The sequence below is a fragment of the Leifsonia sp. NPDC058292 genome (genome assembly GCF_042880955.1).
GTDB lineage: Bacteria > Actinomycetota > Actinomycetes > Actinomycetales > Microbacteriaceae > Leifsonia.
Genome location: NZ_JBHVYL010000015.1, coordinates 24,670 through 49,867, shown reverse-complemented (window position 1 = coordinate 49,867; position 25,198 = coordinate 24,670). Strand labels below are relative to the sequence as shown.

The window sequence follows — 25,198 nt, the reverse complement described above, 5'->3', positions numbered from 1 at the left end:
CATCATGTCACCAGGGACCGCGACCGTGCACCGCGCCCGGTTAACTGTGGATAAGCGCGGCGCATCCTCAGCTGTGGGGGAGGGTCAGGTCGCCGGTGTCCATCGACCGACGGTACTGAACATCGATGGTGTGCTCGGCGAAGCCCGCCGCTCGATACAGGTGCACCGCAGCGGCGTTGTCGGCCTCGACGTAGAGGCCGACGTCGACACAGCCGCGCTCGCAGAGGCGGGCGAGGCCGGCGCGCAGCAGCAGTCGTCCGAGGCCCCGGCCGGCCAGTCCGGCGTCGACCCCGAGCACGTAGATCTCGCCGTGGTTCGAACCGGGTTCGACCTTCACCCAGTCGTATCCGACGAGGCGATCGGATGCGTCCCTCAGCATCAGCACATCGTCCGCGTCGAACCACGGCTCGGCCTGTCGAGCGCGCAGATCGTCCACCGAGAGGCGCCCCTGCTCGGGGTGCGTGTCGAAGATGCGCGCGTTGAGGTCGACCCATTCCTGCTCGTCTCCGGGGCGCATCCCGGTGATCGTGAAGCCCGGAGGCAGACGCGGAACCGGCACGGGGTGCTCCAGACTCGCCACGAGGTGCAGCAGCGCCCGAACGGGGGCGAAGCCGTGACGCTCCGCCAGCTTCTTGGCCGCCGGATGGTCCCCGTGCGACCAGGCGGTGAGTGTGCCGCGCGCCGTGGCGAGGAGTCCGCGCACGGCCAGCTCGCCGAACCCCTTGCCGCGAAACAGCGGGTCGATCACGAAGTCGAGCTCGCCGCGGCCGAGGATGGCCGCACCGACAGGGCGCTCGAGCGGCGTGCCCGACGCACCCTGCCAGAGCTGGACGACGATCGGAGAGCGGCGCCCCGACTCGACGTCGAGCCGGGCCTGCTCGTTGAACGGGTCGTAGCCGTCGACGTCGATCGCGGCCGCGGCCACGTCGAAGAAGGCTTCGCGCTCTGCTGGGTCGTCGAAATCAGGGACGGAGAGGCGAAGGGAGTCGCTCATTGTCCTCTTCGTACACGTTGAACCGGTAGCCCACGTTGCGCACCGTGCCGATCAGCGACTCGAGGTCGCCGAGTTTCGCCCGCAGACGTCGCACGTGTACGTCGACGGTGCGGGTTCCACCGAAGTAGTCGTAACCCCAGACCTCGCTGAGCAACTGCTCGCGGGTGAACACGCGCGACGGATGCGTCGCGAAGAACCGCAGCAGCTCGAATTCCTTGAACGTCAGGTCGAGCTGGCGGCCGTGCGCCTTGGCAGAGTAGCTGGCCTCGTCGATCGTGACGCCGGAAGCCTGAATCTTCGTCTGCGAGTGCTCCTGCGCCTGCCGCCCGATCGCGAGCCGCACGCGGGCGTCGACCTCGGCGGGCCCCGCTGTCTCGAGCACCACGTCGTTCACGCCCCAGTCGGCGCTGACCGCGGTGAGACCGCCCTCGGTCAGCACGAGGAGAAGGGGAACGGTCACCCCTGTCGTGGTCAGGATCTTGCACAGCGACTTGGCGCTCGCCAGATCGCGGCGCGCGTCGACGAAGATCAGGTCGCAGCTGGGCGCGTTGATGAGCGACGCCGGCTCAGCGGGAATCTGACGGGTTCGATGGCTGAGCAGCGCGAGGGATGGCAACACCTCCGCGTCTGGCGCAGAGGTGAGAATCAACAACTGCGCCACTCAAGCCTCCTGAACGTGCTGTGCGGTAATGCTACCCGAAATGCTTGCGTCACCATTCCGCGCCCGCACGGGGCAGAATGGGGGAGTGAGCGACACCACCCCCGCATCCCCGGTCGGCACCGGTCTGAGTCGCGGCTGGCGCTACCTGAGCGTCGGCGCGATCTGGGCGCTGGCTCTCGTGCTAGCCGTCGTCATCGCGACCGTCTCGGCGCCCGAGCAGTATGCGTCTTGGCTGTCCCTCGCCCTGGCCGCCTGCGTCGTCGGCGGACTGTGCGCGCAATTGGCGACCCAGCAGAAGGAAGGGTTCGTGAACCGGCTGGCGGCGAGCGTGTCAGGAGCGTTCGTCGTTCTCGGCGTCGCAGGCGCGGTTCTCGGCATCGTCGCAGCAGCATAGTGACGGCGAAGTAGTTAGACTCGTCTCATGCTGGTCGCCCTCGAACTCTTCTTCGTCGGACTCCTCGGTCTGGCCTCGCTGGCCATCGCCGGTGTCTCCGTGCTCGTCGTCTACAACCTCTTCCGAGGCCAGCGCTAGGAGCTGCGGTCGATGATCGAGATCCCCACCGACCTCCCCGCCGAGCTGGTTCCCCTCTCCTGGTTGATCGGAGTGTGGGAGGGCTCGGGTGTGCTCGACTACGCCGTCGGCGACGACCACACGAATCTCGAGTTCGGGCAGCGCATCAGCTTCAGCCACGACGGCCTGCCCTACCTCAGCTACTCCTCCTTCTCGTGGAAGCTCGATGACGAGCACACCCCGCTGTCGGTGGAGACCGGATACTGGCGGCTGAGCCGCAAGCTCATCGAGGGCGACGCCGGCCCAGCGATGCTGCCGGGCGTCGGCACCCAGCCGTTCACCACCGCACAGTCGGTGGAAGCCCTGCGCAACTCGCACGGCGGGTTCGACCTCGACGTGTCGATCATCCACCCCGACGGAGTGAGCGAGATCTACGTCGGTCAGGTGGCCGGCCCCCGCATCGACCTGGCGACGGATGCGGTCGTGCGCACCGCGGGAGCCAAGGAGTACACCGCCGCGACCCGCCTCTACGGGCTCGTCGAGAACCACCTGCTCTGGGCGTGGGACATCGCGGCACTCGGCCAGGAACTGCGCACGCACTCCTCCGGCCGCCTCGCGAAAGTCGACTGATGACCAGCACCGCATCCCCCTTCTTGACGCTGCCCGGAGCGGTCGACGTGGCGAGCCTCGGCGACGGCCGCGACGCGGGCATCCCCGCTCACTACGGCAACCCGCTCGGCGAGCAGCGTGCGCTCGCCGAAGGGCGCGCCATCGTCGACCTCTCAGACCGGGCGGTGCTGAGCATCACCGGGCCCGACAGGCTCAGCTGGTTGAACTCCATCACGAGCCAGGCTCTCACCGGGCTGCGGCCGGGGGAGTCGTCGGAGACCCTTCTCCTCGACGTCAACGGCCGCCTCGAATACGCGGTGCGGCTCATCGAAGACGGTGAGACGGTCTGGCTGCTCGTCGAGAAGGACGAGGCGACCGGCCTGCTCGCCTGGCTCGACAAGATGCGGTTCATGCTGCGCGTCGAGCTGGCCGACAGGACGAACGATCTGGCCACCATCGGAACCCTCGGCGATCCTGCGCTCCCCATCGCGGCACCGAACGGCGTTCCCCTGATCTGGAACGACCCGTGGCACGCAGTCACGCCCGGCGGCCACCAGTACGCGCACGGCGAGCATCCGGGCGCGAACTGGTCGTGGAGCGAGCGACTGGTGCCGAGGGATGCGTTGCCATCGCTCGTCACGCGGGTCGCGGCGGGAGAGTTCCCGGCAGCGGGCCTCCTGGCTGTCGAGGCTCTGCGCATCGCGGCCTGGCGCCCCCGCTTCGCCACCGAGGTCGACGAGAAGACCATCCCGCACGAGCTGGACTGGCTCCGCACGGCGGTGCACCTCACCAAGGGCTGCTATCGCGGCCAGGAGACGGTCGCCAAGGTGCACAACCTCGGTCATCCGCCGCGCCGGCTGGTGATGCTGCACCTCGATGGGTCGGAGGGCGCGCATCCTTCGCGGGGGAGCGTGGTGTCGCTCGACGGCCGCGAGATCGGTCTCGTCACCTCGAGTGCTCTCCACTACGAGCTCGGGCCGATCGCCCTCGCCGTCGTGAAGCGCTCGGCAGACCCGGCGGCCACCCTGACGGTCGACGCCGACGGCACCGAGGTCACAGCCGCCCAGGAGATCGTCGTGCCTCCCGAGGCCGGCGCCGAGGCGGGCGTTCCCCGCCTGCCCCGCCTGGGCGCGGTCACCCGCCGCTGACGCGCCGGAAATCCCGGGCCTCCCGCCCGAAAAGTCCGTCCTAACGGACGAATCGCCGACCGCCCCGCCGAATTCGCCGAGTTTCACCAGGCGAATCCGCGCGGCGCGACAGCCGCCCAGTCGACCGTGAGCTCGCCCAGCCGCCAGCGCGTGCGGCCGCCGCTCACCGGCCAGCCGGCGTCGCGCATCCCTTGCACCGTCGCTACCCAGCGCTGACCCGGGCCGTAGGCGCCGAGCGGCGAGTGGATGCGCCACAGCCGGTCGAGGTCGACCATCAGGTCGTGCACCCGCTCGCCGTCGACGTTGCGGTGGATGAGCACCTTCGGCAGGCGCTCGGCCACGATCGACGGAAGGTCGAGCTCGGCGAGCCGCAGTGACACGGTCAGGTGTTGTGGGCCGGCGGCGGTCACTCCCACCCAGCTGCAGATGCGGCCGATCTCGTCGCACGTCCCGTCGACGAGCATCCCGTCCGGCTGCAGACGCGCGACCAGTCGGCGCCAGGCGGGATGGACCTCGCTCTCGTCGTATTGCCGCAGAACGTTGAAAGCGCGAATGACGGCAGCACGCCGGCCGGCCGGTATCGGCACCTCGAAGCCGCCGAGTGCGAAGTCGACACGGGCGTCCGCCGCGAACCCGGTGCGCCCGGTACGCACGGCGGCGAGCTGGTCGAGCGCGGTTCGCACCCGGCCGGGGTCGATCTCGAGCCCGAGCACCTCGACATCCGGCCTCGTCTTCGCCAGCCGCTGGTGGAGCTCGAGCGCGGTCACGCCGCTGGCGCCGTAACCGAGGTCGACGACAAGCGGATCCGCGGCCCGGCGCAGGGCGGGAAGTGCGCCGATCCAGCGGTCGACGCGTCGCAGACGGTTCGTGTTGGTCGTGCCACGGGTGACCGTGCCGATCGGTCCGCCGGATGCCATGACACCAGTCTCCCACCGGTAGATTAGAAGGCATGTCCGCGCCTTACACACTGATCCTCCTCCGCCACGGCAACAGTGAGTGGAACCAGAAGAACCTGTTCACCGGCTGGGTGGATGTCCGCCTCAGCGAGCAGGGCGTCGCCGAAGCGAAGAGGGCGGGCGAACTGCTCGCCGAATCGGGTCTGCACCCCGACATCCTGTACACGTCCGTGCTCACGCGTGCCATTCAGACGGCGAACCTCGCGCTCGAGGTCGACGACCGTCTCTGGATCGACGTGAAGCGCTCGTGGCGTCTGAACGAGCGTCACTACGGCGCGCTGCAGGGGCTCGACAAGGCGGAGACGCTGGAGAAGTACGGGCCCGAGCAGTTCCAGCTGTGGCGCCGGTCGTTCGACGTTCCGCCGCCGCCGCTCGACGACGACAGCGAGTTCTCGCAGGCCCACGACCCGCGCTACGCCGGCCTCGGTTCCGACCTTCCGCGCACCGAATGCCTCAAGGACGTGATCGAGCGGATGCTGCCCTACTGGGAGTCCGACATCACCGGCGACCTCGCGGCAGGCAAGACGGTGCTCGTCACCGCGCACGGCAACTCGCTGCGCGCGCTCGTGAAGCACCTCGACGGCATCTCCGACGAGGACATCGCCGAGCTGAACATCCCCACCGGCATCCCGCTCGTCTACAAGCTCGACGAGAACTTCAAGCCGATCGAGCCCGCCGCCTACCTCGACCCCGAGGCCGCCGCCGCCGGCGCAGCCGCCGTCGCCGCCCAGGGCAAGAAATAGCAATCGAGTCCGGGAAGAATGTCGTCTCCGAAGCGGAGATGGAGCATTCTTCCCGGACTCGATTGCTCTAGCGGGCGAGCGAGCGCGCGGGCGCGCGAGCGAGCGAGCGGGCGCGCGCGGGGGCTAGGAGGCTAGTTCGGGGGCCCAGTCGCCGGTGCCGAGGTATTGGACCTTTTTGGCGATCGAGACCGCGTGGTCGGCGAAACGCTCGTGGTACCGGGATGCGAGGGTCGCGTCGACCGTGTCGACGGCCTCGCCCTTCCACGTCTCGCCGAGCACCTTGTCGAAGACGCTGACGTGCAGGTCGTCGATCTGGTCGTCCTCGTTGCGGATCTCGTCGGCCAGCGCCAGATCCTGGGTGCGGAGCAGCTCGGCGAGCTTCGTCGCGATGAGCACGTCGAGGCGGCCCATCTCGGCGAACGTTCCGCGCAGGCTCTTCGGAACCACCTTGTCGGGGAAGCGGTAGCGCGCCAGCTGGGCGATGTGCTCGGCCATGTCGCCCATCCGTTCGAGCGACGCGCTGATGCGCAGAGCGCTCACGACGATGCGCAGGTCGCGGGCCACTGGCTGCTGCCGGGCGAGGATCTGGATGGACAGCTCGTCGAGCAGCACCGTGAGCTCGTCGATCTTGTTGTCGTTGGCGATGACCTCTTCGGCGAGGCTCACGTCGGACTTGTTGAACGCCTGCGTCGCATTCTGAATGGAGATGACGACCAGTTCGGCGATCTCGACAAGTCGATCCTGAACTTCTCGCAGCTCCTGCTGGAATACTTCGCGCATGGGGTGTGGTCCTTCCTGGCGTGCGAACGCACGCGGGATGCGCGGCCTTCTGGCCACGATCAGCATGTTCCCTTCGTCAGGTTAACGGTTGGTGCCCTCAGCCTGAACAGTGTCTAAAGTACCCGCGAAACCGCGCGGTTGTCGCCGGAACGCGGTCGTTTCCGACTGTTCACACTGCGTACTCTTGGTCTCATGGACTCCGCCTGGTTGGTGCTGCTGTCTCTGGCACTCGGCCTCTTGGTCGGGGCCGGCTTCGTCTGGCTCCTGCACATCGCCGCCCGCCGTGGCGATCACGCCGTTCAGGTCGTCAGCCCGACGGTTCCGGATGGGGTGGATCAGGTTCTCGACGCGCTGGAGTCGGCCGGTGTTGTGCTCGACCCGTCGAACAACGTGATCAAGGCGTCGCCCGGTGCCCACGCGATCGGGCTGGTCTGGAACGGCGCCCTGGTGCATCCGCATCTCATCGAGCTGGTCGATCAGGTGCGCCGCACCGGAGAACCGGTCACCGAGGACTGCGAGCTGGCCCGCGGGCCGTTCGGGGATGCGAACATCAACCTGAGCGTGCGCATCGCGCGGCTGGGCTCACGCTACATCCTGCTACTAGCGGAGGACCGCACCGAGTCGTTCCGGCTCGACACCGTTCGGCGCGACTTCGTGGCGAACATCAGTCACGAGTTGAAGACCCCGATCGGCGCGGTCAGCCTGCTGGCGGAGGCGTTGGACGGCGCGTCCGACGACCCCGAGCAGGTGCGCCGGTTCGCTCACCGGCTCACCGAGGAGTCGCAGCGGCTGGCCCGTATCACGCAGGACATCATCGAACTGAGCCGGCTGCAGTCTGCTGACGGCCTCGCCAATCCCGAGCGGCTCTTGGCCAACAGCGTCGTGAGCGCGGCGCTCGACCAGAACCGCGTGGCGGCCGAGGCGCGCGGCATCGAGCTCGCTGTGCGCGGCGACAAGTCGGCCGAAGTGCTCGGCAGCGAGCAGTTGCTCGTGACCGCCGTGCACAACCTCGTGTCGAACGCCATCCAATACTCGCCGGAGGATTCCCGGGTCGGCATCGGCGTGCGCACCGTGAACGGCGTCGTCGAGATCGCCGTCACCGATCAGGGCGAAGGCATCCCCGAAGACGACCTCGATCGCGTCTTCGAGCGCTTCTTCCGCGTCGATCAGGCTCGCTCCCGTCACACAGGGGGCACGGGTCTCGGCCTGGCGATCGTCAAGCACGCGGTTCAGAACCACGGCGGCGAGGTGCGTGTCTGGTCGCAGCCCGGCCGCGGCTCGACGTTCACGATCCGACTTCCCGAAGCATCCACCGTGACCGGTCCCCCGATAGGAGAAACCCCGTGACATCGATCCTGCTCGTCGAGGATGAGGCAGCCCTCAGCGAGCCGCTGGCCTACCTGCTGAAACGCGAAGGCTACGACGTGACCGTTGCCGAAGACGGCCCCACCGCGCTGGCGGAGTTCGACAAGGGCGGCTCCGACCTGATCCTCCTCGATCTGATGCTTCCCGGGATCCCGGGGACGGAGGTGTGCCGGGAGATCCGCACACGTTCCTCTGTGCCGATCATCATGCTCACGGCCAAGGACTCCGAGGTGGACATCGTGGTCGGGCTCGAGCTGGGCGCCGACGACTACGTCACCAAGCCGTACTCGTCTCGTGAGCTCCTCGCCCGGGTGCGCGCCGTGCTTCGCCGCCGGGTGGAGGCCGAGGAGTCCGAAGACGACGGCATCCTCGAAGCCGGCCGGGTGAAGATGGATGTGGACCGCCACACCGTCTCGGTCGACGGCGCGGAGATCTCCATGCCGCTGAAGGAATTCGAACTGCTGGAGCTGCTTCTCCGCAATGCGGGCCGCGTGCTCACCCGCGGTCAGCTGATCGACCGGGTGTGGGGCAGCGACTACTTCGGTGACACGAAGACCCTGGATGTGCACATCAAGCGCATCAGGTCACGCATCGAGCAGAGCCCGTCGGAACCGTCGATGCTCGTGACCGTGCGGGGGCTCGGCTACCGCTTCAACGCCTAGCCGAGCGCGATCGCTCAGCCGTTGGCGGGCAGGATCTCCGGCGGTACGAGCGAGTTGTACTCGGGCAGCTGGCCGTCGAGCACGGGCACCTGCAGCTTCACGCCGGTCTCGCTTCCGTACTGGAAGTAGACGTTGAACAGGCTGCCCGGCAGGGCGTCGAAGTTGGAGATGAAGACGTTGCCGGTCTCGGCTCTCGGGTCGCGGCCGAGAACCTTGACCTGGCCCGGCTGCACCGTGACGCGTGTCGTCGCGCTGGCCTCGTTGCCGGCCTGAATGGCGACGGAGTGGCTCTTCGAGTCGTTGTTGACGAGCGTCACGACGAGGTTGCCCACGGAGCCGTTCTTCGCATCCGTGATGATGATCGCGTTGCGCACGTCGATCTGGCCGACGTTGCCGCTCACGCCGTCGCTCGCGTCGTAGTGCTTCGTGGTGGCCTGCGGTGCGATGAAACCGCAGCCCGCGGTTCCGAACGCGACAGCCAGGGCGAGGGCGATGGACGACGCGACACGAGCTTTCACTGATGATCCTCCAGATCGTTCCGCTGGCCAATGATCAGCCGTGAGAGAAGCGGAATGCGCTTCGAGTTTAGCGCATGCGCGCGAGGGCGCCCGCGTGCGAGGGCGAACCTTAGCACGTGCCTCGTGTGGTATCCTAGTAGTTGCTGAAGGGACATCAATCTATGCTTTTCGAGGTTGGCGAAACCGTCGTTTACCCGCACCACGGGGCGGCAACGATCACCGAAGTCAAGAAACGAATCATCAAGGGTGAAGAGAAGCTATACCTCAAGCTCAATGTGACGCAGGGCGACCTCACGATCGAGGTCCCCGCAGAGAATGTCGACCTCGTCGGCGTTCGCGACGTCATCGGTAAAGAGGGGCTCGACCGCGTCTTCGAGGTGCTTCGCGCACCGTTCACCGAGGAGCCCACCAACTGGTCCCGCCGTTACAAGGCGAACCTCGAGAAACTCGCCTCCGGCGATGTGATCAAGGTCTCCGAGGTCGTTCGCGACCTGTGGCGCCGCGACCAAGACCGCGGACTGTCCGCCGGCGAGAAGCGAATGCTCGCCAAGGCGCGTCAGATCCTCATCTCCGAGCTTGCTCTGGCTGAGAAGACCGACGACGAGAAGGCTTCCAGCCTGCTCGACGAGGTTCTCGCTTCCTAAGCAGTAGCAGCGGTCTCGTGCGCTCGTCGAACACCGTGCCACGAGTCTGCGTCATCGTCGTCGCCGCGGGCAGCGGAACACGTTTGGGTGCTGAAGTGCCCAAGGCTTTCGTCGCCCTCGGCGGCTTCACCCTGCTCGAACGCTCCCTGCATGCCGTCTCGCGTATGCAAGAGCGGCCGCAGGTGATCGTCGTCGCTCCGGCGCCGCTGGTCGATGAGGCCTCCGCCTTGTCGACGACGGCACTGGGCACGACGACACTGGGAGAGACGCCCATCGTCGTCGCCGGCGGTGAGACCCGGCAGCGGTCCGTGGCCCGCGGGCTCGCCCGGGTCGCCGAGTCGGTCGAGGTCGTGCTCGTGCACGATGCCGCTCGCGCGCTGGCGCCTTCGTCTTTGTTCGATGTCGTGATCGCGGAGGTGGATGCGCGGGGGGAGGGGGTCATCCCCGGCCTCCCCGTGACCGACACCATCAAGCGGGTCGACGCGGCCGGAGACATCCACGAGACCCTCGACCGCTCCGTGCTCTCTGCCGTGCAGACGCCCCAAGGTTTTCCGCGTGCAACGCTGGATGCCGCGTACGCCGCCGCAACGTCGGACGAGACCGACGACGCCGGCCTGGTCGCCGCGCTCGGGCACCGCGTCTTCGTGGTGCCCGGCGATGAGCTCGCGTTCAAGATCACCACGCCCGCCGATCTGACTCGAGCCGAGCACGTGCTCGGCGAGGCGCTCATCCCTGTGCCGCGCATCGGTGTCGGAACGGACACGCACGCCTTCGACACGGACCCCGGCTCCGAGCTCTGGCTGGCCGGGTTGCACTGGCCCGGCGAGGTCGGGCTCGCCGGACACAGCGACGGGGATGCGGTCGCGCACGCGATCACGGACGCCCTGCTGTCTGCGTGCGGCCTCGGCGACATCGGGGGAGTGTTCGGCACCAGTGATCCGCAGTTCGTCGGAGCGCACGGCGACGTCTTCCTCCGCGAGACCCGGCGACGTGTCGAGCTGGCCGGATTCCGCATCGGAAACGTGTCGGTGCAGCTCATCGGCAACCGCCCCAAGTTCTCCCCGCGGCGGCCCGAGGCCGAGGCCGTGCTCTCGAGTCTTCTCGGGGCCCCGGTGTCGGTGAGCGCCACCACCACCGACGGTCTCGGTTTCACGGGGCGAGGTGAGGGCATCGCCGCGATCGCCACGGCATCCGTGGTCGCCCGGCCCGTAGGCTAGTGGCGTGACTGTGCGACTCTACGACACGAAGGCTGCCGCCCTTCGAGACTTCATCCCTCTGCGCGACGGCGAGGTCGGACTGTACGTCTGCGGTCCGACGGTGCAGTCGTCTCCGCACATCGGCCACCTGCGTTCCGCCCTCGTCTACGACCAGTTGCGACGTTGGCTGAACTACCGGGGCTACGCGGTGACGCTGGTGCGCAACGTCACCGACATCGACGACAAGATCCTCGACGCCGCCGCGCTCGAAGGAGGCTCGGAGCAGTGGTGGGCCCGTGCTTACCGCTACGAGCTGGAGTTCACCGCCGGGTATACGGCGCTCGGCATCCAGCCGCCCACGTACGAACCGCGCGCGACGGCGAGCATCCCCCAGATGCAGGAGATCATCGCGCGTCTGATCGACAACGGTCACGCGTATGCGGCCCAAGACGGTTCGGGCGACGTGTACTTCGACGTCAAGAGCTGGCCGAGCTACGGCGAGCTGACGCGTCAGAGCATCGACAACATGGAGGCGGCAGCGGATGCCGACCCGCGCGCCAAGCGCGACGCCCGCGACTTCGCCCTGTGGAAGGGGCACAAGGAGTCGGAGCCCGAGTCGGCGGCTTTCACGTCGCCGTGGGGCGCCGGCCGACCGGGCTGGCACATCGAGTGCTCGGCGATGTCGCGCCGCTATCTCGGCCCGGCCTTCGACATCCACGGCGGCGGACTCGACCTCAGGTTCCCCCACCACGAGAACGAGCTCGCGCAGTCGACGGCGGCCGGGGACGCGTTCGCCAACTACTGGGTGCACAACGGCCTCGTGAACATCAACGGCCAGAAGATGAGCAAGTCGCTCGGCAACTCGGTGTATGCCGCCGACCTGCTGAGCGCCGCGCGGCCCATCGTGGTTCGCTACTACCTCGGGTCGGCCCACTACCGTTCGACGATCGACTTCAACGACGGGTCGCTCGCCGAGGCGGAGGCGGCCCTCGACCGCATCACCGGATTCTTCGAGCGCGTCGACCGGCGACTGACCGGAACCCGCTTCGTCGGCGGGGGCGCTCCGGTCATCCCCGACGCCTTCGCGGAGGCGATGGACGACGATCTCGCCATCCCGCAGGCCCTCGCGGTGCTGCACGACACGGTACGCTCAGGAAACGCGGCGCTGGATGCGGAAGACTTGGAGGCTGCGGCCACGGCCCGCGGGCATGTGCTCGCGATGACCGAGGTTCTCGGCATCAACCCGTCGACGCCCGAATGGAACACCGGCGGAACGTCCGCGGCCGATGCCGCTCTCGCGAAACTCGTCGAGAGGCTCATCGCCGACAGACAAGCTGCGCGAGCGGCGAAAGACTTTGCCGCAGCAGACCGCATCCGCGACGAACTGACCAGCGCGGGCATCACAATCGAAGACTCCCAGACGGGGTCGCATTGGAGTATTGAACAGTGAAGAACACGGGTGGTAAGCCCCGCGCAGGGGCCGTGCGCAAGAGCCGCAAGGGCCCCCAGGTCGGGTCGGGCGGTCAGGGCCGGCAGGCTCTGGAAGGTAAGAAGCCGACCCCGAAGGCTGAGGACCGTCCGTACCATCCCGCGGGAAAGGCGAAGGCCGCGCGCGAGCGATTCGCTGCGGCCGGCGGCAAGGGCAAGCCGGTCCAGCAGCGCCGCGACCAGGACCAGGGCTACGGCCAGGGGTATGGGCAGGGCCAGGGCCGCGGACGCGGTGAATCGCCTCGCGGGGCGTCCGGCGCATCCCGCCGCCAGAAGACCGGCGACGAGAGCGAGGTCGTGACCGGCCGCAACTCGGTGGTCGAGGCACTGCGTGCGGACATCCCGACCACGGCGCTCTACATCGCGGCGCGCGTGGAGGTCGACGACAGGGTGAAAGAGATCCTGTCGATCGCGCGGGGCACGGGCATCCCGATCCTCGAGGTCATGCGGCCGGAGCTCGATCGGCTCGCCGGCCGCGACTCGGTGCACCAGGGCGTCGCGCTCAAGGTTCCGCCCTACGAGTACGCCCACCCTGTCGACCTGCTCGAGCTCACCCTGCGCAAGGGCAAGACGCCCCTGTTCGTGGCGCTCGACGGCATCACCGACCCGCGCAACCTCGGCGCCATCATCCGTTCGACGGCCGCGTTCGGTGGTCACGGCGTGATCGTGCCGCAGCGTCGTTCGGTCGGCATGACCGCGTCCGCATGGAAGACGTCGGCCGGGGCAGCAGCCCGCACGCCCGTCGCCATGGCGTCGAACCTGACTCAGACGCTGAAGGCGTTCAAGGAGGCGGGGGTGTTCGTGCTCGGCCTCGACGGTGGCGGGGATGTGACCCTGCCGGGCCTGTCGTTCGCCGACCGTCCCGTCGTGGTCGTCGTCGGCAGCGAAGGCAAGGGGCTGTCGCGGTTGGTGACCGAGACCTGCGACGCGATCGTCTCTATCCCGATCACGGCGACCACCGAGTCGCTGAACGCCGGCATCGCGACGAGCGTCACGCTCTACGAGATCGCGAAGCTGCGCGCCGAGGCCAAGAAGTAGTTCGGCCAGCGCTCACGAGGCCGGCCGGCGCTCAGACCTTCGAGCGCCAGTCGTCCTCGTCTTCGGTGTCGTCTGAGCCGACGGCCGAAGCGATGACCGGGATGCTGATCGTGTCGGTCGGCGGGTCGATGACGGTCGCCTCGTCGCGGCGGTGGCGCAGGATGACGTTGATGTACGAGGTGAGCGCCTCGGCCAGCGGAACATCTCTGCCCTCGTTCTGCGACATGAACCAGCGGTGCTCGAGCAGCTGGTGGAACACTTCCGCCGGTTCGAGCTTGCCCTTCAGGTCGGCGGGGATGGCACGCACGATCGGCTCGAACACCCGCATGAGCCACTCGTGGGCCATGGCCTCCTCGTCGAGACCCTGTTTGCCGAGGGTCGCCGAGTAGGAGTCGAGGTCGTTGAGCAGGCGGCGCGCTTGGTTCTCGCCCGTGTCGAGGCCGGTGAGGCGAAGCAGACGGCGCTGGTGGTGGCCGGCGTCGACGACCTTCGGCTGGATGCGCACCGTCGTGCCCGCATCCGATGTCTTGATGGCCAGCTCCTCGATGTCGAAGCCGAGCTCGTTGAGGCGGTCGACGCGCTGGCTGATGCGCCAGCGCTCGGAGGAGGAGAACACCTCGCTGCTCGTGAGCTCCTTCCAGAGCGACCGGTAGGCGGCGACGATACCGCTGGACACCTTGATCGGGTCGAGCGCCTCGTCGACGCGGCCGCCGGCCTCGAGGTCCATGAGTTCGCCGGCGATGTTGACCCGGGCGATCTCGAGGTCGTTCTCACGCTGGCCGTTCGACAGGCCGCCTTCGTAGAGCTGGCCCGTCTCGGCATCCACCAGGTAGGCGGCGAACGCTCCCGCATCCCGTCGGAACAGCGTGTTCGAGAGGGAGACATCGCCCCAGAAGAAGCCGACGATGTGCAGGCGCACCAGTAGAACGGCCAGAGCATCGACGAGGCGCGTCGCCGTGTCGGGGCGCAGCGTCTGCGAGAAGAGGGCGCGGTAGGGGAGCGAGAACTTGAGGTGCCGCGTGACGAGGGCCGCCTTCAGCGGCTCGCCCTCGTCGTCGGAGCGGTTGTTGATGATGGCGACCGGGTCGACGCACGGGATGTCCAGGCGCTGCAGCGTGCGCAGCATCTCGTACTCGCGCTTGGCCATGTCGGCGGTGGTCTCCTTGATCGCGATCACGTAGCCGGAGAGGTTGGCGAAACGCACGAGGTGCCGGGAGATGCCTTTCGGCAGGATCGCGATGTGCTCGTTCGACCAGTCGTCGAGCGGCACGTTCCACGGAAGGTCGAGGAGCGCGGGGTCGACGGTCGCCGCCGTGATGTTCAAGGAGCCGGACATGAGCCAAATCTATCGGAGTCGGTGGGAGGTCGAAGGGACCGGAAAAGCACAGTGCCGCAGCCCGGAGACCGGACTGCGGCACTGTGGAGGATCTGCGACTGCTTAGTCGACGACCGCACCGCCGAGGCGCTCGCCGGTCTCCGCGTGGAACGCGTGGACGTGGCCGGGCTTCGGGGTGATGAACACGGTGTCGCCCGCGTTCGGGTGGATGCGACCGTCGACGCGCGCGACGATGTCGGTGCGCTTGCCGTTGATCTCGGAGTGACCGTAGAGGTAGCCGTCGGCGCCGAGCTCCTCGACGAGGTCGACAGTGACCTTGAGGCCGGTGCCCTCGGAGAGGGAGACGACCACGTCTTCGGGGCGCACACCGATGGTGACGGCCGAGCCGGCGTTCGCGATGACCTCGCGCTCGATCGGAACGACCGCGGTGCCGAACTTGACTCCGCCGTCGGTGACGTCGGCCGAGAACAGGTTCATGGCCGGGCTTCCGATGAAGCCGGCGACGAACACGTTGTTCGGCTGCGCGTACAGGTCGCGCGGGGTGCCGACCTGCTGCAGCACGCCGTCTTTGAGCACCGCGATGCGGTCACCCATGGTGAGCGCCTCGGTCTGGTCGTGGGTGACGTAGACCGTGGTGACGCCGAGACGACGCGTCAGCGACGCGATCTGGGTGCGGGTCTGGACGCGGAGCTTGGCGTCGAGGTTCGACAGCGGCTCGTCCATGAGGAACACCTGAGGGCTGCGGACGATCGCGCGGCCCATCGCGACGCGCTGACGCTGACCACCCGAGAGCGCCTTCGGCTTGCGGCCGAGGTAGGGCTCCAGGTCGAGCAGCTTGGCCGCCTCGAGAACGCGCGTTGCACGCTCGTCTTTGTTGACGCCGGCGATCTTGAGCGCGAAGCCCATGTTCTCGGCGACGGTCATGTGCGGGTAGAGCGCGTAGTTCTGGAAGACCATCGCGATGTCGCGGTCTTTCGGGGGAACGTCGGTGACGTTGCGCTCGCCGATGAAGATGTTGCCGTCGTTGACCTCTTCGAGGCCGGCGAGCATGCGGAGGGAGGTCGACTTTCCACAGCCCGACGGGCCGACGAGAACGAGGAACTCACCGTCTGCGATGTCGAGGCTGAGCTCGTCGACAGCGGGACGGTTGGAACCCGGATACAGCCGGGTTGCCTTGTCATAGGTGACTGACGCCATTGTTTTCTTACTCCTTCACCGGCAGGTACGTGCCGGACGATCCGTTGTGATGGATAAAGCGGGTGCTGTCACCCGAAGAGGGCTACAGCGACCACGACCCCATAGTATGACATCGGCGGGGGGCTCGTGACCACTGGCACGGGCGCCTGGCGCCTGCGGCGTTCAGCCGCCGTCTGGCTGATTCCCAGACTGGAGAAATACGCTTTCTCGGTGCTCGCGCACCAACCCCCTGCGCTGCTCCCCCCGCAGCGCAACGAGTGATCCCCGAAAGTGACATCAATGACCGACGGTCTCGAAGACAGCCGCCCATCGAACGAGCGGCGCGAAGCGGCTCGTGAGAAGGCGCTCCAGCTGCGCACTTCGCAGCAGAAGAAGGAACGCCGCAACAAGGTCTTCCTGTCTGGCGGCATCGTCGTGGGTGCGCTGGCCATCGTCGCCATCGTCGCGGTGATCATCGTGAGCGCGATCCGCCCGTCGGTGCCCGGCCCCGCGAACATGGCCAGCGACGGCGTCGTCATCGGAGCAGGACTCAAAGCCCAGCCGACCGAGTCGCTCGCCGCCGACGCCACCCCGGTGCCGTCGAAGACCGATCCGACCGGCAGTGTCGTGAGCATCCGGGTGTACGTCGACTACCTGTGCGCCCTGTGCGGCGACTTCCAGCGCACCAACGCCAAGCAGCTCGAGCCGCTCGTTAAAGACGGCGCGGTGACCATGGAGATCCACCCGATCGCCATTCTCACCAGCCACTCCGGCGGCACCAAGTACTCGCTGCGTGCCGCGAACGCCGCCGCGTGCGTCGCGAACTACTCGCCTGACAGCTTCTGGAAGTTCAACAATGCCCTGTTCGTGAAGCAGCCCGAAGAAGGCGGACCGGGCCTCACGGATGCGCAGCTCAAGAAGCGCGCGACCGCAGCCGGCGCGAAGTCCATGTCGTCGATCTCCAGCTGCATCGACGACGGCCGCTACAAGAACTGGGTGACCAGCGCGAGCGACCGTGCGCTCGCCGGCCCCATCCCGAACTCCAGCGTCAAGAAGCTCGTCATCGCGCCGCTGGTGCTCGTGAACGGCAAGCAGTACACGGGCTCGCTGAAGAGCGCATCCGACTTCAAGGCGTTCGTCTTGCAGGCGCAAGGCGACTCGTACTCGTCGACCGCGACGCCCACGCCGACGCCGACCACCAAGCCCTGAGCGGGCTCGCACGATCCCTTAGGATGGTGGGGCGAGACGGCCCCGCCGCCTCCTGCCGGCCTGGCGCAATTGGTAGCGCACCGCTCTTGTAAAGCGGGGGTTACGGGTTCGAGTCCCGTGGCCGGCTCTGTGCCCATCCCCTCATCTCCCACTCCCACAGGCAGGCGAGATGTCAGTAACTGCAAGAATTCGGGCCGAAAAGTTGCGGTTAGTGGCAGCTCGACGAGTTGGGGCGAGTGAGAGGACGGACCGAGGGTGTTCTTTTCAGGGTTCGTCATCCTGGGGTTCCTTGCCACCCTCGTCACGGCGACTGTGGTCATCCCGGTGCATCTCTTCGGCCTTCGCCGGAATGCGCAACGGTGGCCGCGCGTGATGAGTCGCGCTCACGGTCACCTGATCGAGGAGAGTCCGAAGGGGCAGTCGGCATGGAGTCGTGATCAGTGGGAGAACGCGATCACCATGACTTCCGGTGATCGTTACCTGTACCTGCTCGACAGGCCGGATGCGGCGTCGTATTCCCGGGCACGCAGACAGGGCGCCTGGTGGGCGGTCGCGGGATTCGCCGTGATCTGGGCCTTGATCGCCGCGTTGGTACTCAACCCGGCCTTCGAGCGGCGTCCCGTCGATCGGTCGGAGCTGATCGGCACGTGGGCCGGGCACGGGAGCGCGTCCCAGGGAGATGTCGTGGTCGAGCTACGCCGTGACGGGACGTACACCGCGGCTGGCTTCAGGTTCCCCGCCGACATGGATCACACGGGTTCGTGGGAGCTCTATGACTCCGTGGCTGGTCCCTCCATCGATCTCCACGGCCGCGTCTCTGGCGCCTACATGGGTGTCTTCTGGTATTTCTTCCAACCAAGGATCTCGGTGTGCGACGGAGACCCCGACGACCCCAGATCCTGCACCACGCTCGTGAAGACCGCATCAGCCGGCTAGTCCGACGCCCAGGTGCGGATTGCTGGGCACGAATCTGTCACAACGACGACCGTTCGGCGGTCTTAAGGGTGACGGACATTCAGGAGCCGTGGTGCGAAAGAGGGACTCATGGACCAGCGAAGCGGACCCATCGTCGACGACCGTGCGGCGGCATCCGTGCCAGCGGTCGCTTCGGGCGGAGCCGGGGCCCTGCCCACGATCTGGGAGTGGCTGGCGCGGCCGATGCGATACCGGGCGGTGCGCCGGTTCCGGATCGCCGCCGAAAGCGGGGATGCCGAGCAGCTCGCCGCTCTGCTCGATCCTGCCGTCGCGGTGGTCGTCGACGACAGCGAGGCGACGGATGGCGCGGTGAGGGTGGTGGGCGGCCTCGCTGACTCGGTCGCGCTGCTCCTGCACGCCATGACGGCGAGGCCGGGACTCGCCATCGTCGAGCGGTCGGTCAACAGCCAGGCCGGACTCATGCTCAGCCACGACGACAGAGTCACGGCTTCGATGACGACGGACTTCACCGGGGGCCTCATCAGCCTGATCTGGGTCAGACTGCACCCGGACGAACTGCGCCACTGGAACAGGGTCTGAGCGTGCGATCCAGGCGCGAATTGCACTGAGCGATCCATCGTGCAAAAATGCACTCTGTGGAAGAGAGTGCAACCGGGCTCGAGCATCGCATGGCGGTGACGGCCGAACGGATGAAGAGTGCTGCGCGGCGGCTGACAGCTGAGCGCGGACTCGCCGGCTTCACGGTCGACGAACTGTGCGCCGAGGTCGGGGTCTCGCGCCGCACGTTCTTCAACTACTTCGCGTCCAAAGAGAACGCTGTGCTCGGGCTACCCGCACGTCTCGATCTGTCGGGCCCGGTCGAGCACTTCATCGCCGGGGGAGAGCCCGCCGCTACCGGCCTGTCGCCGACCCTCGTCGACGACTTCGCCCGCCTCAGCGTCGCGCGGTGGGAGCGCCTGGAACTCACGCCGCAGGATGTGCCGCTCGTCATGGCGGCCATCGACCGGGAGCCCCGGCTGCTCGCCCACATGCTGCAGCTCTCCTCCGAGGGCGAGCGCGAAGACATCGAACTCATCGAACGCCGGGAGGGGCTGCAGCACGGTGACCTCCGCGCCGAGACCCTGGTGCACACCGTCGGCGCGATCCTGCGCGGCAGCACGGCCGAGTTCTTCGACCACGACAACACCGACGCCTTCTCCGACATCCTTCTCCGCAGGCTCGCCGCCGCCCGCGACCTGTTCACCCACTAACCCGGAGCATCCATGACCACCATCACAGCCGAAGCGCCGCTGCTTCTCACGAAGCGGCGCATCTGGATCATCTTCAGCGCCCTCATCGCGGGGATGCTGCTCTCGAGCCTCGACCAGACCATCGTGTCGACCGCCATGCCGACCATCGTCGGTGATCTCGGCGGCGTCGAGAACCAGGTGTGGATCACCACCGCGTACCTGCTCGCGACCACCATCGTCATGCCCGTCTACGGCAAGTTCGGCGACGTGCTCGGCAGGCGGCGCCTGTTCCTCATCGCCATCGCGCTGTTCACGCTGGCGTCGGTCGGGTGCGCGTTCGCATCCGACTTCTGGATGTTCGTCGTGTTCCGCGCGCTGCAGGGTCTCGGCGGCGGCGGGCTGATGATCCTCTCGCAGGCGATCATCGCCGACATCGTGCCGGCCAACGAGCGCGGCAAGTACCTGGGGCCGCTGGGTGCGATCTTCGGTCTGTCCGCAGTGGGCGGGCCGCTGCTCGGCGGGTTCTTCGTCGACCACCTGACCTGGCAGTGGGCGTTCTACATCAACATCCCGGTGGGCATCGCCGCGTTCGTGATCGCACTCGTAGCGCTCACCCTGCCCAACAAGAAGGCCACCCAGCCGATCGACCTCCTCGGCGTGCTGTTCCTCTCACTCGCGACGACCTGCCTGATCTTCTTCACCGACTTCGGCGGAAACAAGGCGCACGGATGGGGCGCGCTCGAGACCTGGGCGTGGGGCGTCGGTCTGCTCGTGGCGGCCGCAGCGTTCGTGTTCACCGAGTCGAAGGCGAAAGACCCGATCATCCCGCTGGGCCTGTTCCGCAACCCGATCTTCGTCAACGCCACGGCCATCGGACTCACCCTCGGCCTCGGGATGTTCGCCGCGATCGGCTTCATCCCTACCTTCCTGCAGATGTCGTCAGGAACGTCGGCTGCCGCATCCGGTCTCCTCATGCTGCCGATGATGGTCGGACTCATCGGAACCTCGATCGCCTCGGGTATCGCCATCACCAAGACCGGCAAATACAAGCTGTTCCCGATTCTCGGCACGATCATCACCGGTGCGGCGATGGGTGCGATGACCACCCTGACCGCCGACACCCCGGTCTGGCTGATCTGCGTGTACCTGTTCGTGTTCGGCGCGGGCCTCGGCCTCATCATGCAGGTCGTGGTGCTCGTGGTGCAGAACGCCGTTCCGGCCGCCCAGATCGGAACCGCGACGAGCACGAACAACTACTTCCGCGAGGTCGGAGCGGCGCTGGGTGTCGCGGTGTTCGGCACGATCTTCACGACCCGGCTCACCGACAACCTCACCAACGTGTTCGCAGGGGCGGGCGCGAGCGCGGCCGACGCGGCCAACGCCACGGCGACCATCAACCCGCAGACACTGGGCCAGCTCCCGGATGCGGTGCGCGACGGCATCGTGACCGCCTACGCCGACGCGCTGGCCCCGGTGTTCTGGTACCTCATCCCGTTCATCGCCATCGCGTTCGTGCTGTCGCTGTTCCTCAAGCAGATCCCGTTGAGCGACCAGGCGGGGCTCGTGGCACGCGGTGAGGCGATCGGCGGCGAAGAGGCTGAGCGGTTAGAAGCCGCGAGAAAGTAGGAAGAATCGGGCGGCACGCCGTGGGAACATCCGTCGGGACGGTCTTTTCGGGGGCTGGCGCGCGGATGTCCGACGCGGGAGCGGGTTGACGGCGGGCGCAGGCGGCGGGATGCTCGCACCATGAGAAGCAGAGGCGGCGCGATCGACGCCGCCTCTGCTTCGTGCGTCGTCACGGTCGACACCGGTGGGCAGGGAACACCGTTTCTGCTGGTGCACGGGATCGGGGTGAGCAGTCGCTACTTCGAGCGGCTCGTGCCGGTTCTTGCGAAGCACGGGCGCGTCATCGCCGTGAACCTTCCAGGGTTCGGCGGCACGCCCAAGCCGAACGTCGCCATGGCCGTCGAGGACTTCGCCCGCTCGCTGGAACGGACGATCGAGCAGTTGGGGCTCCCGCCGTGCATCGTGGTCGGCCATTCGATGGGAACGCAGATCTCGACCCGGCTGTCGGTCACACGCCCCGACCTGGTGGCGGCGGTCGCCCTTCTCGGGCCGGTCATGGATCCGCCTGCGCGGAGCGCGGTCCGGGCGACACTGCGGCTCGGCCGCGACACGCTCGGGGAGCGCCCGAGGGCCAACCGGCTGGTGCTGGGCGACTATCTGCGGTGCGGCATCCGGTGGTATCTGGCCGTTCTCCCGTCGATGCTCTCGTACCGCATCGAAGACGACCTGCCTCGCATCCCCGTTCCGACGCTGGTGCTGCGAGGCGAGCACGACCCGATCGCGCCCGAGGAGTGGACGCGCGCTCTGGCCTCGGCCGGCATCCGATCCCGTGCCGAGACGGTCGCGGGAGCGCGGCACCTGGTTCAGCACGCGCGGCCGCGCGAAACCGCTGCCGCATTGAACGCGCTCGCCCGGGTCGCGGGATGAGGCAGCTGCTCCGCATGGCGGGGGTCTGGGCGCTCGACTACCTGTACGTCGTGCGGCACCAGGTTCGCGCCGCGTTCAGCCGGAGCGATCCGGATGTGCTCGTCGCGCACGGGCAGGGACCGCCGGTCGTGCTGCTGCCGGGGATCTACGAGACGTGGCGCTTTCTGCTGCCCCTGGCCCGGCACATCCACGGTCTCGGGCACCCGGTGCACGTGGTCGCGGCCCTGGGACGCAATCGAACCACGATCGCCGACGGGGCGGCGCTCGTCGCCGAGTACCTCGAAGCACGACAGCTGCACGATGTGACGATCGTCGCTCACAGCAAGGGCGGGTTGATCGCGAAACACCTGATGGGGCTGCCCGGCCGCGGCGAACGCGTGCGAACGACCATTGCGGTGAGCACGCCGTTCGCGGGCTCCGCCTACGCCAGGTTCATCCCGATCCGGAGTGTGCGCGCGCTCGCGCCGTCGAACACGGTGATGCAGCAGCTCGCGCGGGAGCGCGCGGCGAACGAACGGATCGTGTCGGTGTACGGCTGGTTCGATCCGCACATCCCGGGCGGGTGCGACCTGGCGGGTGCGCGCAACGTGCGGCTCGCGGTCGGCGGTCATTTCCGCATCCTTGCGAGCAAGGACCTGCTTGAGGTGGTGGATGCGGTGCTCGCCGGCGACGATCCGGCCCGTGACAGTGTCGGCGGCATCCCGTAGCCTCGTCACATGACGGAGCCGTCGACAGCCGCGTCTGCGATCACCGTTCCGCCCGCGGACGGCAATCGCACATTCCTGCAGGTGCTCATCAACACGATGATCGCCAATGTCACGACGAGCTTTCTCTGGTTCGCACTGACGTTCTGGGTGTATCTCGAGACGCGCTCCGTGCTCGCGACCGGTATCGTCGGCGGGTCGTACATGCTGCTCGTGGCGGTGTTCTCGATCTTCTTCGGATCGGTGGTCGACCGGTATCGCAAGCACGCCGTGATGCTGTTCGCGAGTGCGATCACGCTCGTCGCTTTCTGCATCTCCGGCGTGTTCTACCTGCTGTATCCCGAGTCCGCCCTGGTCGACCTCGGTGGGCCGATGTTCTGGGTGTTCGCGGGCGTCATCCTGTTCGGCTCGGTGATCGAGAACATGCGCAACATCGCTCTGTCGACCACGGTGACCCTGCTCATCCCGGTGGAGCGGCACGCCAACGCCAACGGTCTGGTGGGCACGGTGCAGGGCCTCGCGTTCATCGTGACGAGCGTGTTCAGCGGGCTCTCCGTCGGGCTGCTCGGCATGGGATGGACGCTGGTCATAGCGATCGCCCTCACGGGGGCGGCGTTGCTGCACCTGCTGTTCCTGCGCATCCCGGAGGAGGCGCCGCACCTCGAAGGCGGCAAGGCCGCGAGCATCGACCTGCGGGGGAGCATCGCGGCCATCCGCAGTGCTCCCGGGCTGTTCGCGCTGATCATCTTCTCGACGTTCAACAACCTCATCGGCGGCGTCTACATGGCGCTGATGGACCCGTACGGGCTGGAGCTGTTCCCGGTCGAGCTGTGGGGCGTCGTGCTGGGTGTGACCGCGACGGGGTTCATCGTCGGCGGGCTCCTCGTCGCGAAGTTCGGCCTCGGCAGCAATCCCGTGCGCACGATGCTGCTCGTCGTCGTGGCGATGGGGGTGCTCGGGGCGCTGTTCACGATCAGGGAATGGTGGTGGCTCTACGCGGCCGGCATCTGGCTCTACATGACCCTCATCCCGGTGGTCGAAGCCGCCGAGCAGACGGTCATCCAGAAGGTCGTGACGTTCCGGCGGCAGGGGCGGGTGTTCGGATTCGCCCAGGCCTTCGAGTCCGCAGCGGCGCCGATCACGGCTTTCCTGATCGCTCCGATCGCCGAGTTCGTCATCATCCCGTACTTCCGCACCGACGCGGGCCAGGCCAGCTGGGCCTGGCTGCTCGGCGAAGGGGAAGCGCGCGGGATCGCCGTCGTGTTCCTGATCGCCGGCTTGATCATGGTGCTTCTCGGGCTCGGGGCCTTCCTCACCCGGTCGTACAGGCTGCTCTCCAAGGAATACCAGGAGAGCGTTCCGCCGGCGATCCCGGGTGCGCCGGCCTGAGGGGCCATGCGACGAAGTGTTTCCGACCGCTGAGCGCCGGCACCCGCCGAGGTCCTAAAGTCTCCTCATGCCAGAACGAGAAGACGGGGCCCAGGACTTCGAGACGCGGCAGATCCACGCGGGAGCGATCGTTGACGCTCAGACGCGATCCCGGGTCACGCCGATCTACCAGACCGCCGGTTACGTCTTCTCCGACTTCGACGACGGCGAAGACCGATTCGCCGGCCGCAGCGCCTTTCGTGCGTACTCACGCAACGAGAACCCGACCAACGCGGTGGCGGGCCAGCGGCTCGCGAATCTCGAAGGCGGCGTCGACGGCATCGTCGTCAGCAGCGGTCAGGCCGCCATCGCGGCGACGCTGTTCGCGCTCGCCCAGGCGGGAGACCACATCCTCGCGACGCGATCGCTCTACGAGGGGACGCGCGAGATGTTCCGCGGGGCCCTCCGCCGCCAGGGCCTCGACGTCGAATACGTGGCCGACGACGCGGACGAGGCGGAGTGGGCATCCCGGGTCACCCCGCGCACGAAGGCGATCTACACCGAGACCATCCCCAACCCGCTGGGCCAGGTCGTCGACCTGGAACGGCTCGCGGGCATCGCGCACCGGGCGGGCGTGCCGCTCGTCGTCGACAGCACCGTGGCGACCCCCTACCTCTGTCGCCCGATCGAGTGGGGCGCCGACATCGTCATCCACTCGACGTCGAAATGGCTGGCCGGGCACGGGGCGGTGATCGGGGGAGCGGTCATCGACGGCGGACGGTTCGACTGGCGAGCCAACGCCGAGCGGTTCCCCCATCTGGTCGAGCCGCCGCGAGCGGGCGCGGAGTCCTACGTCGACCGCTTCGGCGCCGCAGCCTTTCTGGGATACCTGCGCACCGTCACGGTTCTCGAGTACGGCCCGACCGTTCCGCCGACCAGCACTTTTCTGCTGCTGCACGGCGTCGAGACCCTCTCGGTGCGGATGGACAGGCACGTCGACACGTCGCTCGCCGTCGCGGAATGGCTCACGGAGCAGCCTGCGGTCGCCGCGGTCGCATACCCCGGCCTCTCCGACAGCGTGTTCTACGAGCGCGCGCAGAAGTACCTGCCGCGAGGCGCGGGCGCGGTCGTCAGCATCGATCTCGCCGGCGGGCGGGAGGCCGCGCGCCGGTTCATCGACGCGCTGGAGCTGATCTCGCCGATGACGCACATCGGGGATGTGCGCACACTCGCCATCCACCTCGGCAGCACCATCCACGCGAAACTCACTGAGGAGGAGCGACTGGATGCGGGCATCACGCCCGGTCTCGTGCGGCTCTCCATCGGTCTGGAGAGCCTGCGGGACATCCGCGCCGACCTCGAGCGAGGCCTCCGGGCGGCGGGGTGACCCGCCACCCGGAGGTGCTCTCGCGCTGTGAACGCGCGCTAGGCGTC

Annotated in this window: 26 protein-coding genes and 1 tRNA gene; 20 read left to right on the top strand and 7 right to left on the bottom strand. The window is 67.7% G+C overall.

Annotation, left to right across the window (positions count from 1 at the left end; translation table 11 throughout):
• Positions 1 to 67: 67 nt before the first annotated feature.
• A complete protein-coding gene (gene mshD / locus ACFVWR_RS10345) occupies positions 68 to 994 on the bottom strand; it encodes a mycothiol synthase (protein ID WP_387210919.1) in 927 nt (308 codons plus the stop codon).
• Entirely contained in the window at positions 963 to 1,655 is a 693-nt protein-coding gene (locus ACFVWR_RS10340; RefSeq protein ID WP_387210916.1) for a DNA-binding response regulator, read from the bottom strand. The genes mshD and ACFVWR_RS10340 overlap by 32 nt, the downstream gene beginning before the upstream one ends.
• An 85-nt stretch (positions 1,656 to 1,740) precedes the next feature.
• On the opposite strand from ACFVWR_RS10340, the gene ACFVWR_RS10335 reads away from it, so the two are divergent.
• The 3 genes from ACFVWR_RS10335 to ACFVWR_RS10325 all read left to right on the top strand — a co-directional run bounded on the left by ACFVWR_RS10335 (position 1,741) and on the right by ACFVWR_RS10325 (position 3,923).
• Positions 1,741 to 2,049: a hypothetical protein gene (locus tag ACFVWR_RS10335; protein ID WP_387210913.1), complete on the top strand. Its 309-nt coding sequence runs from the start codon at positions 1,741 to 1,743 to the stop codon at positions 2,047 to 2,049.
• Between the two features lie 150 nt (positions 2,050 to 2,199).
• Complete coding sequence (locus tag ACFVWR_RS10330; protein WP_387210910.1) at positions 2,200 to 2,796, top strand: FABP family protein; 597 nt, start codon at positions 2,200 to 2,202, stop codon at positions 2,794 to 2,796.
• On the top strand, positions 2,796 to 3,923 hold the full coding sequence (locus ACFVWR_RS10325; protein WP_387210907.1) for a YgfZ/GcvT domain-containing protein: 1,128 nt from the start codon (positions 2,796 to 2,798) through the stop codon (positions 3,921 to 3,923). The genes ACFVWR_RS10330 and ACFVWR_RS10325 overlap by 1 nt, the downstream gene beginning before the upstream one ends.
• Before the next feature lie 83 nt (positions 3,924 to 4,006).
• Here the strand turns inward: ACFVWR_RS10325 and ACFVWR_RS10320 are convergent, their stop codons facing one another.
• On the bottom strand, positions 4,007 to 4,840 hold the full coding sequence (locus ACFVWR_RS10320) for a class I SAM-dependent methyltransferase (RefSeq protein ID WP_387210904.1): 834 nt from the start codon (positions 4,838 to 4,840) through the stop codon (positions 4,007 to 4,009).
• 32 nt (positions 4,841 to 4,872) lie between these two features.
• On the opposite strand from ACFVWR_RS10320, the gene ACFVWR_RS10315 reads away from it, so the two are divergent.
• Positions 4,873 to 5,622 carry a phosphoglyceromutase gene (locus ACFVWR_RS10315; RefSeq protein ID WP_387210901.1) on the top strand — a complete coding sequence of 250 codons (750 nt, stop codon included), beginning with the start codon at positions 4,873 to 4,875 and terminating at the stop codon, positions 5,620 to 5,622.
• A 123-nt stretch (positions 5,623 to 5,745) separates the two neighbouring features.
• Here the strand turns inward: ACFVWR_RS10315 and phoU are convergent, their stop codons facing one another.
• A complete protein-coding gene (gene phoU / locus ACFVWR_RS10310; protein ID WP_387210898.1) occupies positions 5,746 to 6,402 on the bottom strand; it encodes a phosphate signaling complex protein PhoU in 657 nt (218 codons plus the stop codon).
• Between the two features lie 192 nt (positions 6,403 to 6,594).
• On the opposite strand from phoU, the gene ACFVWR_RS10305 reads away from it, so the two are divergent.
• The gene (locus tag ACFVWR_RS10305; RefSeq protein ID WP_387210895.1) at positions 6,595 to 7,749 is read left to right on the top strand and encodes a sensor histidine kinase; all 1,155 of its coding nucleotides are present in this window, start codon (positions 6,595 to 6,597) and stop codon (positions 7,747 to 7,749) included.
• Positions 7,746 to 8,429, top strand: coding sequence for a response regulator (locus tag ACFVWR_RS10300; RefSeq protein WP_387210892.1), 684 nt, complete (start codon positions 7,746 to 7,748; stop codon positions 8,427 to 8,429). Before ACFVWR_RS10305 ends, ACFVWR_RS10300 begins: the two co-directional genes overlap by 4 nt.
• Before the next feature lie 14 nt (positions 8,430 to 8,443).
• Here ACFVWR_RS10300 and ACFVWR_RS10295 read toward each other — a convergent pair whose 3' ends face one another.
• Positions 8,444 to 8,947, bottom strand: coding sequence for a hypothetical protein (locus ACFVWR_RS10295; RefSeq protein WP_387210889.1), 504 nt, complete (start codon positions 8,945 to 8,947; stop codon positions 8,444 to 8,446).
• Positions 8,948 to 9,108: 161 nt separating this feature from the next.
• On the opposite strand from ACFVWR_RS10295, the gene ACFVWR_RS10290 reads away from it, so the two are divergent.
• Genes ACFVWR_RS10290 through rlmB form a run of 4 tightly spaced genes read left to right on the top strand, consistent with a single transcriptional unit; the run spans position 9,109 to position 13,313 of the window.
• The gene (locus ACFVWR_RS10290; RefSeq protein ID WP_021763858.1) at positions 9,109 to 9,591 is read left to right on the top strand and encodes a CarD family transcriptional regulator; all 483 of its coding nucleotides are present in this window, start codon (positions 9,109 to 9,111) and stop codon (positions 9,589 to 9,591) included.
• A 17-nt stretch (positions 9,592 to 9,608) separates the two neighbouring features.
• Complete coding sequence (gene ispD, locus ACFVWR_RS10285; protein ID WP_387210886.1) at positions 9,609 to 10,808, top strand: 2-C-methyl-D-erythritol 4-phosphate cytidylyltransferase; 1,200 nt, start codon at positions 9,609 to 9,611, stop codon at positions 10,806 to 10,808.
• 4 nt (positions 10,809 to 10,812) lie between these two features.
• On the top strand, positions 10,813 to 12,237 hold the full coding sequence (cysS, locus tag ACFVWR_RS10280; RefSeq protein WP_387210883.1) for a cysteine--tRNA ligase: 1,425 nt from the start codon (positions 10,813 to 10,815) through the stop codon (positions 12,235 to 12,237).
• Positions 12,234 to 13,313 carry a 23S rRNA (guanosine(2251)-2'-O)-methyltransferase RlmB gene (gene rlmB / locus ACFVWR_RS10275; protein WP_387210880.1) on the top strand — a complete coding sequence of 360 codons (1,080 nt, stop codon included), beginning with the start codon at positions 12,234 to 12,236 and terminating at the stop codon, positions 13,311 to 13,313. Before cysS ends, rlmB begins: the two co-directional genes overlap by 4 nt.
• 31 nt (positions 13,314 to 13,344) lie before the next feature.
• Here rlmB and ACFVWR_RS10270 read toward each other — a convergent pair whose 3' ends face one another.
• Positions 13,345 to 14,649 carry a DUF4032 domain-containing protein gene (locus ACFVWR_RS10270; RefSeq protein ID WP_387210877.1) on the bottom strand — a complete coding sequence of 435 codons (1,305 nt, stop codon included), beginning with the start codon at positions 14,647 to 14,649 and terminating at the stop codon, positions 13,345 to 13,347.
• Positions 14,650 to 14,751: 102 nt separating this feature from the next.
• Positions 14,752 to 15,846: an ABC transporter ATP-binding protein gene (locus ACFVWR_RS10265; protein WP_387210874.1), complete on the bottom strand. Its 1,095-nt coding sequence runs from the start codon at positions 15,844 to 15,846 to the stop codon at positions 14,752 to 14,754.
• 279 nt (positions 15,847 to 16,125) lie between these two features.
• Between ACFVWR_RS10265 and ACFVWR_RS10260 the strand changes: the two genes are divergently transcribed.
• The 10 genes from ACFVWR_RS10260 to ACFVWR_RS10215 all read left to right on the top strand — a co-directional run bounded on the left by ACFVWR_RS10260 (position 16,126) and on the right by ACFVWR_RS10215 (position 25,151).
• Positions 16,126 to 17,034, top strand: coding sequence for a DsbA family protein (locus ACFVWR_RS10260; protein WP_387210871.1), 909 nt, complete (start codon positions 16,126 to 16,128; stop codon positions 17,032 to 17,034).
• A 54-nt stretch (positions 17,035 to 17,088) separates the two neighbouring features.
• A tRNA-Thr gene (locus tag ACFVWR_RS10255) sits at positions 17,089 to 17,161 on the top strand.
• Between the two features lie 332 nt (positions 17,162 to 17,493).
• Positions 17,494 to 17,970 carry a hypothetical protein gene (locus ACFVWR_RS10250; RefSeq protein ID WP_387210868.1) on the top strand — a complete coding sequence of 159 codons (477 nt, stop codon included), beginning with the start codon at positions 17,494 to 17,496 and terminating at the stop codon, positions 17,968 to 17,970.
• A 108-nt stretch (positions 17,971 to 18,078) separates the two neighbouring features.
• Positions 18,079 to 18,549: a hypothetical protein gene (locus ACFVWR_RS10245; protein WP_387210865.1), complete on the top strand. Its 471-nt coding sequence runs from the start codon at positions 18,079 to 18,081 to the stop codon at positions 18,547 to 18,549.
• Positions 18,550 to 18,605: 56 nt separating this feature from the next.
• Positions 18,606 to 19,220 (top strand): TetR/AcrR family transcriptional regulator, encoded by a 615-nt coding sequence (locus ACFVWR_RS10240; protein ID WP_387210862.1) that lies wholly within the window; start codon positions 18,606 to 18,608, stop codon positions 19,218 to 19,220.
• A 12-nt stretch (positions 19,221 to 19,232) separates the two neighbouring features.
• A complete protein-coding gene (locus ACFVWR_RS10235) occupies positions 19,233 to 20,825 on the top strand; it encodes an MDR family MFS transporter (protein WP_387210859.1) in 1,593 nt (530 codons plus the stop codon).
• 120 nt (positions 20,826 to 20,945) lie between these two features.
• Positions 20,946 to 21,692, top strand: coding sequence for an alpha/beta fold hydrolase (locus tag ACFVWR_RS10230; RefSeq protein ID WP_387210856.1), 747 nt, complete (start codon positions 20,946 to 20,948; stop codon positions 21,690 to 21,692).
• Positions 21,689 to 22,399 carry an esterase/lipase family protein gene (locus tag ACFVWR_RS10225; RefSeq protein WP_387210853.1) on the top strand — a complete coding sequence of 237 codons (711 nt, stop codon included), beginning with the start codon at positions 21,689 to 21,691 and terminating at the stop codon, positions 22,397 to 22,399. The genes ACFVWR_RS10230 and ACFVWR_RS10225 overlap by 4 nt, the downstream gene beginning before the upstream one ends.
• A 9-nt stretch (positions 22,400 to 22,408) precedes the next feature.
• On the top strand, positions 22,409 to 23,785 hold the full coding sequence (locus tag ACFVWR_RS10220; protein WP_387210850.1) for an MFS transporter: 1,377 nt from the start codon (positions 22,409 to 22,411) through the stop codon (positions 23,783 to 23,785).
• 67 nt (positions 23,786 to 23,852) lie between these two features.
• On the top strand, positions 23,853 to 25,151 hold the full coding sequence (locus ACFVWR_RS10215; RefSeq protein ID WP_387210848.1) for an O-acetylhomoserine aminocarboxypropyltransferase/cysteine synthase family protein: 1,299 nt from the start codon (positions 23,853 to 23,855) through the stop codon (positions 25,149 to 25,151).
• The last annotated feature ends 47 nt before the right edge of the window (positions 25,152 to 25,198 follow it).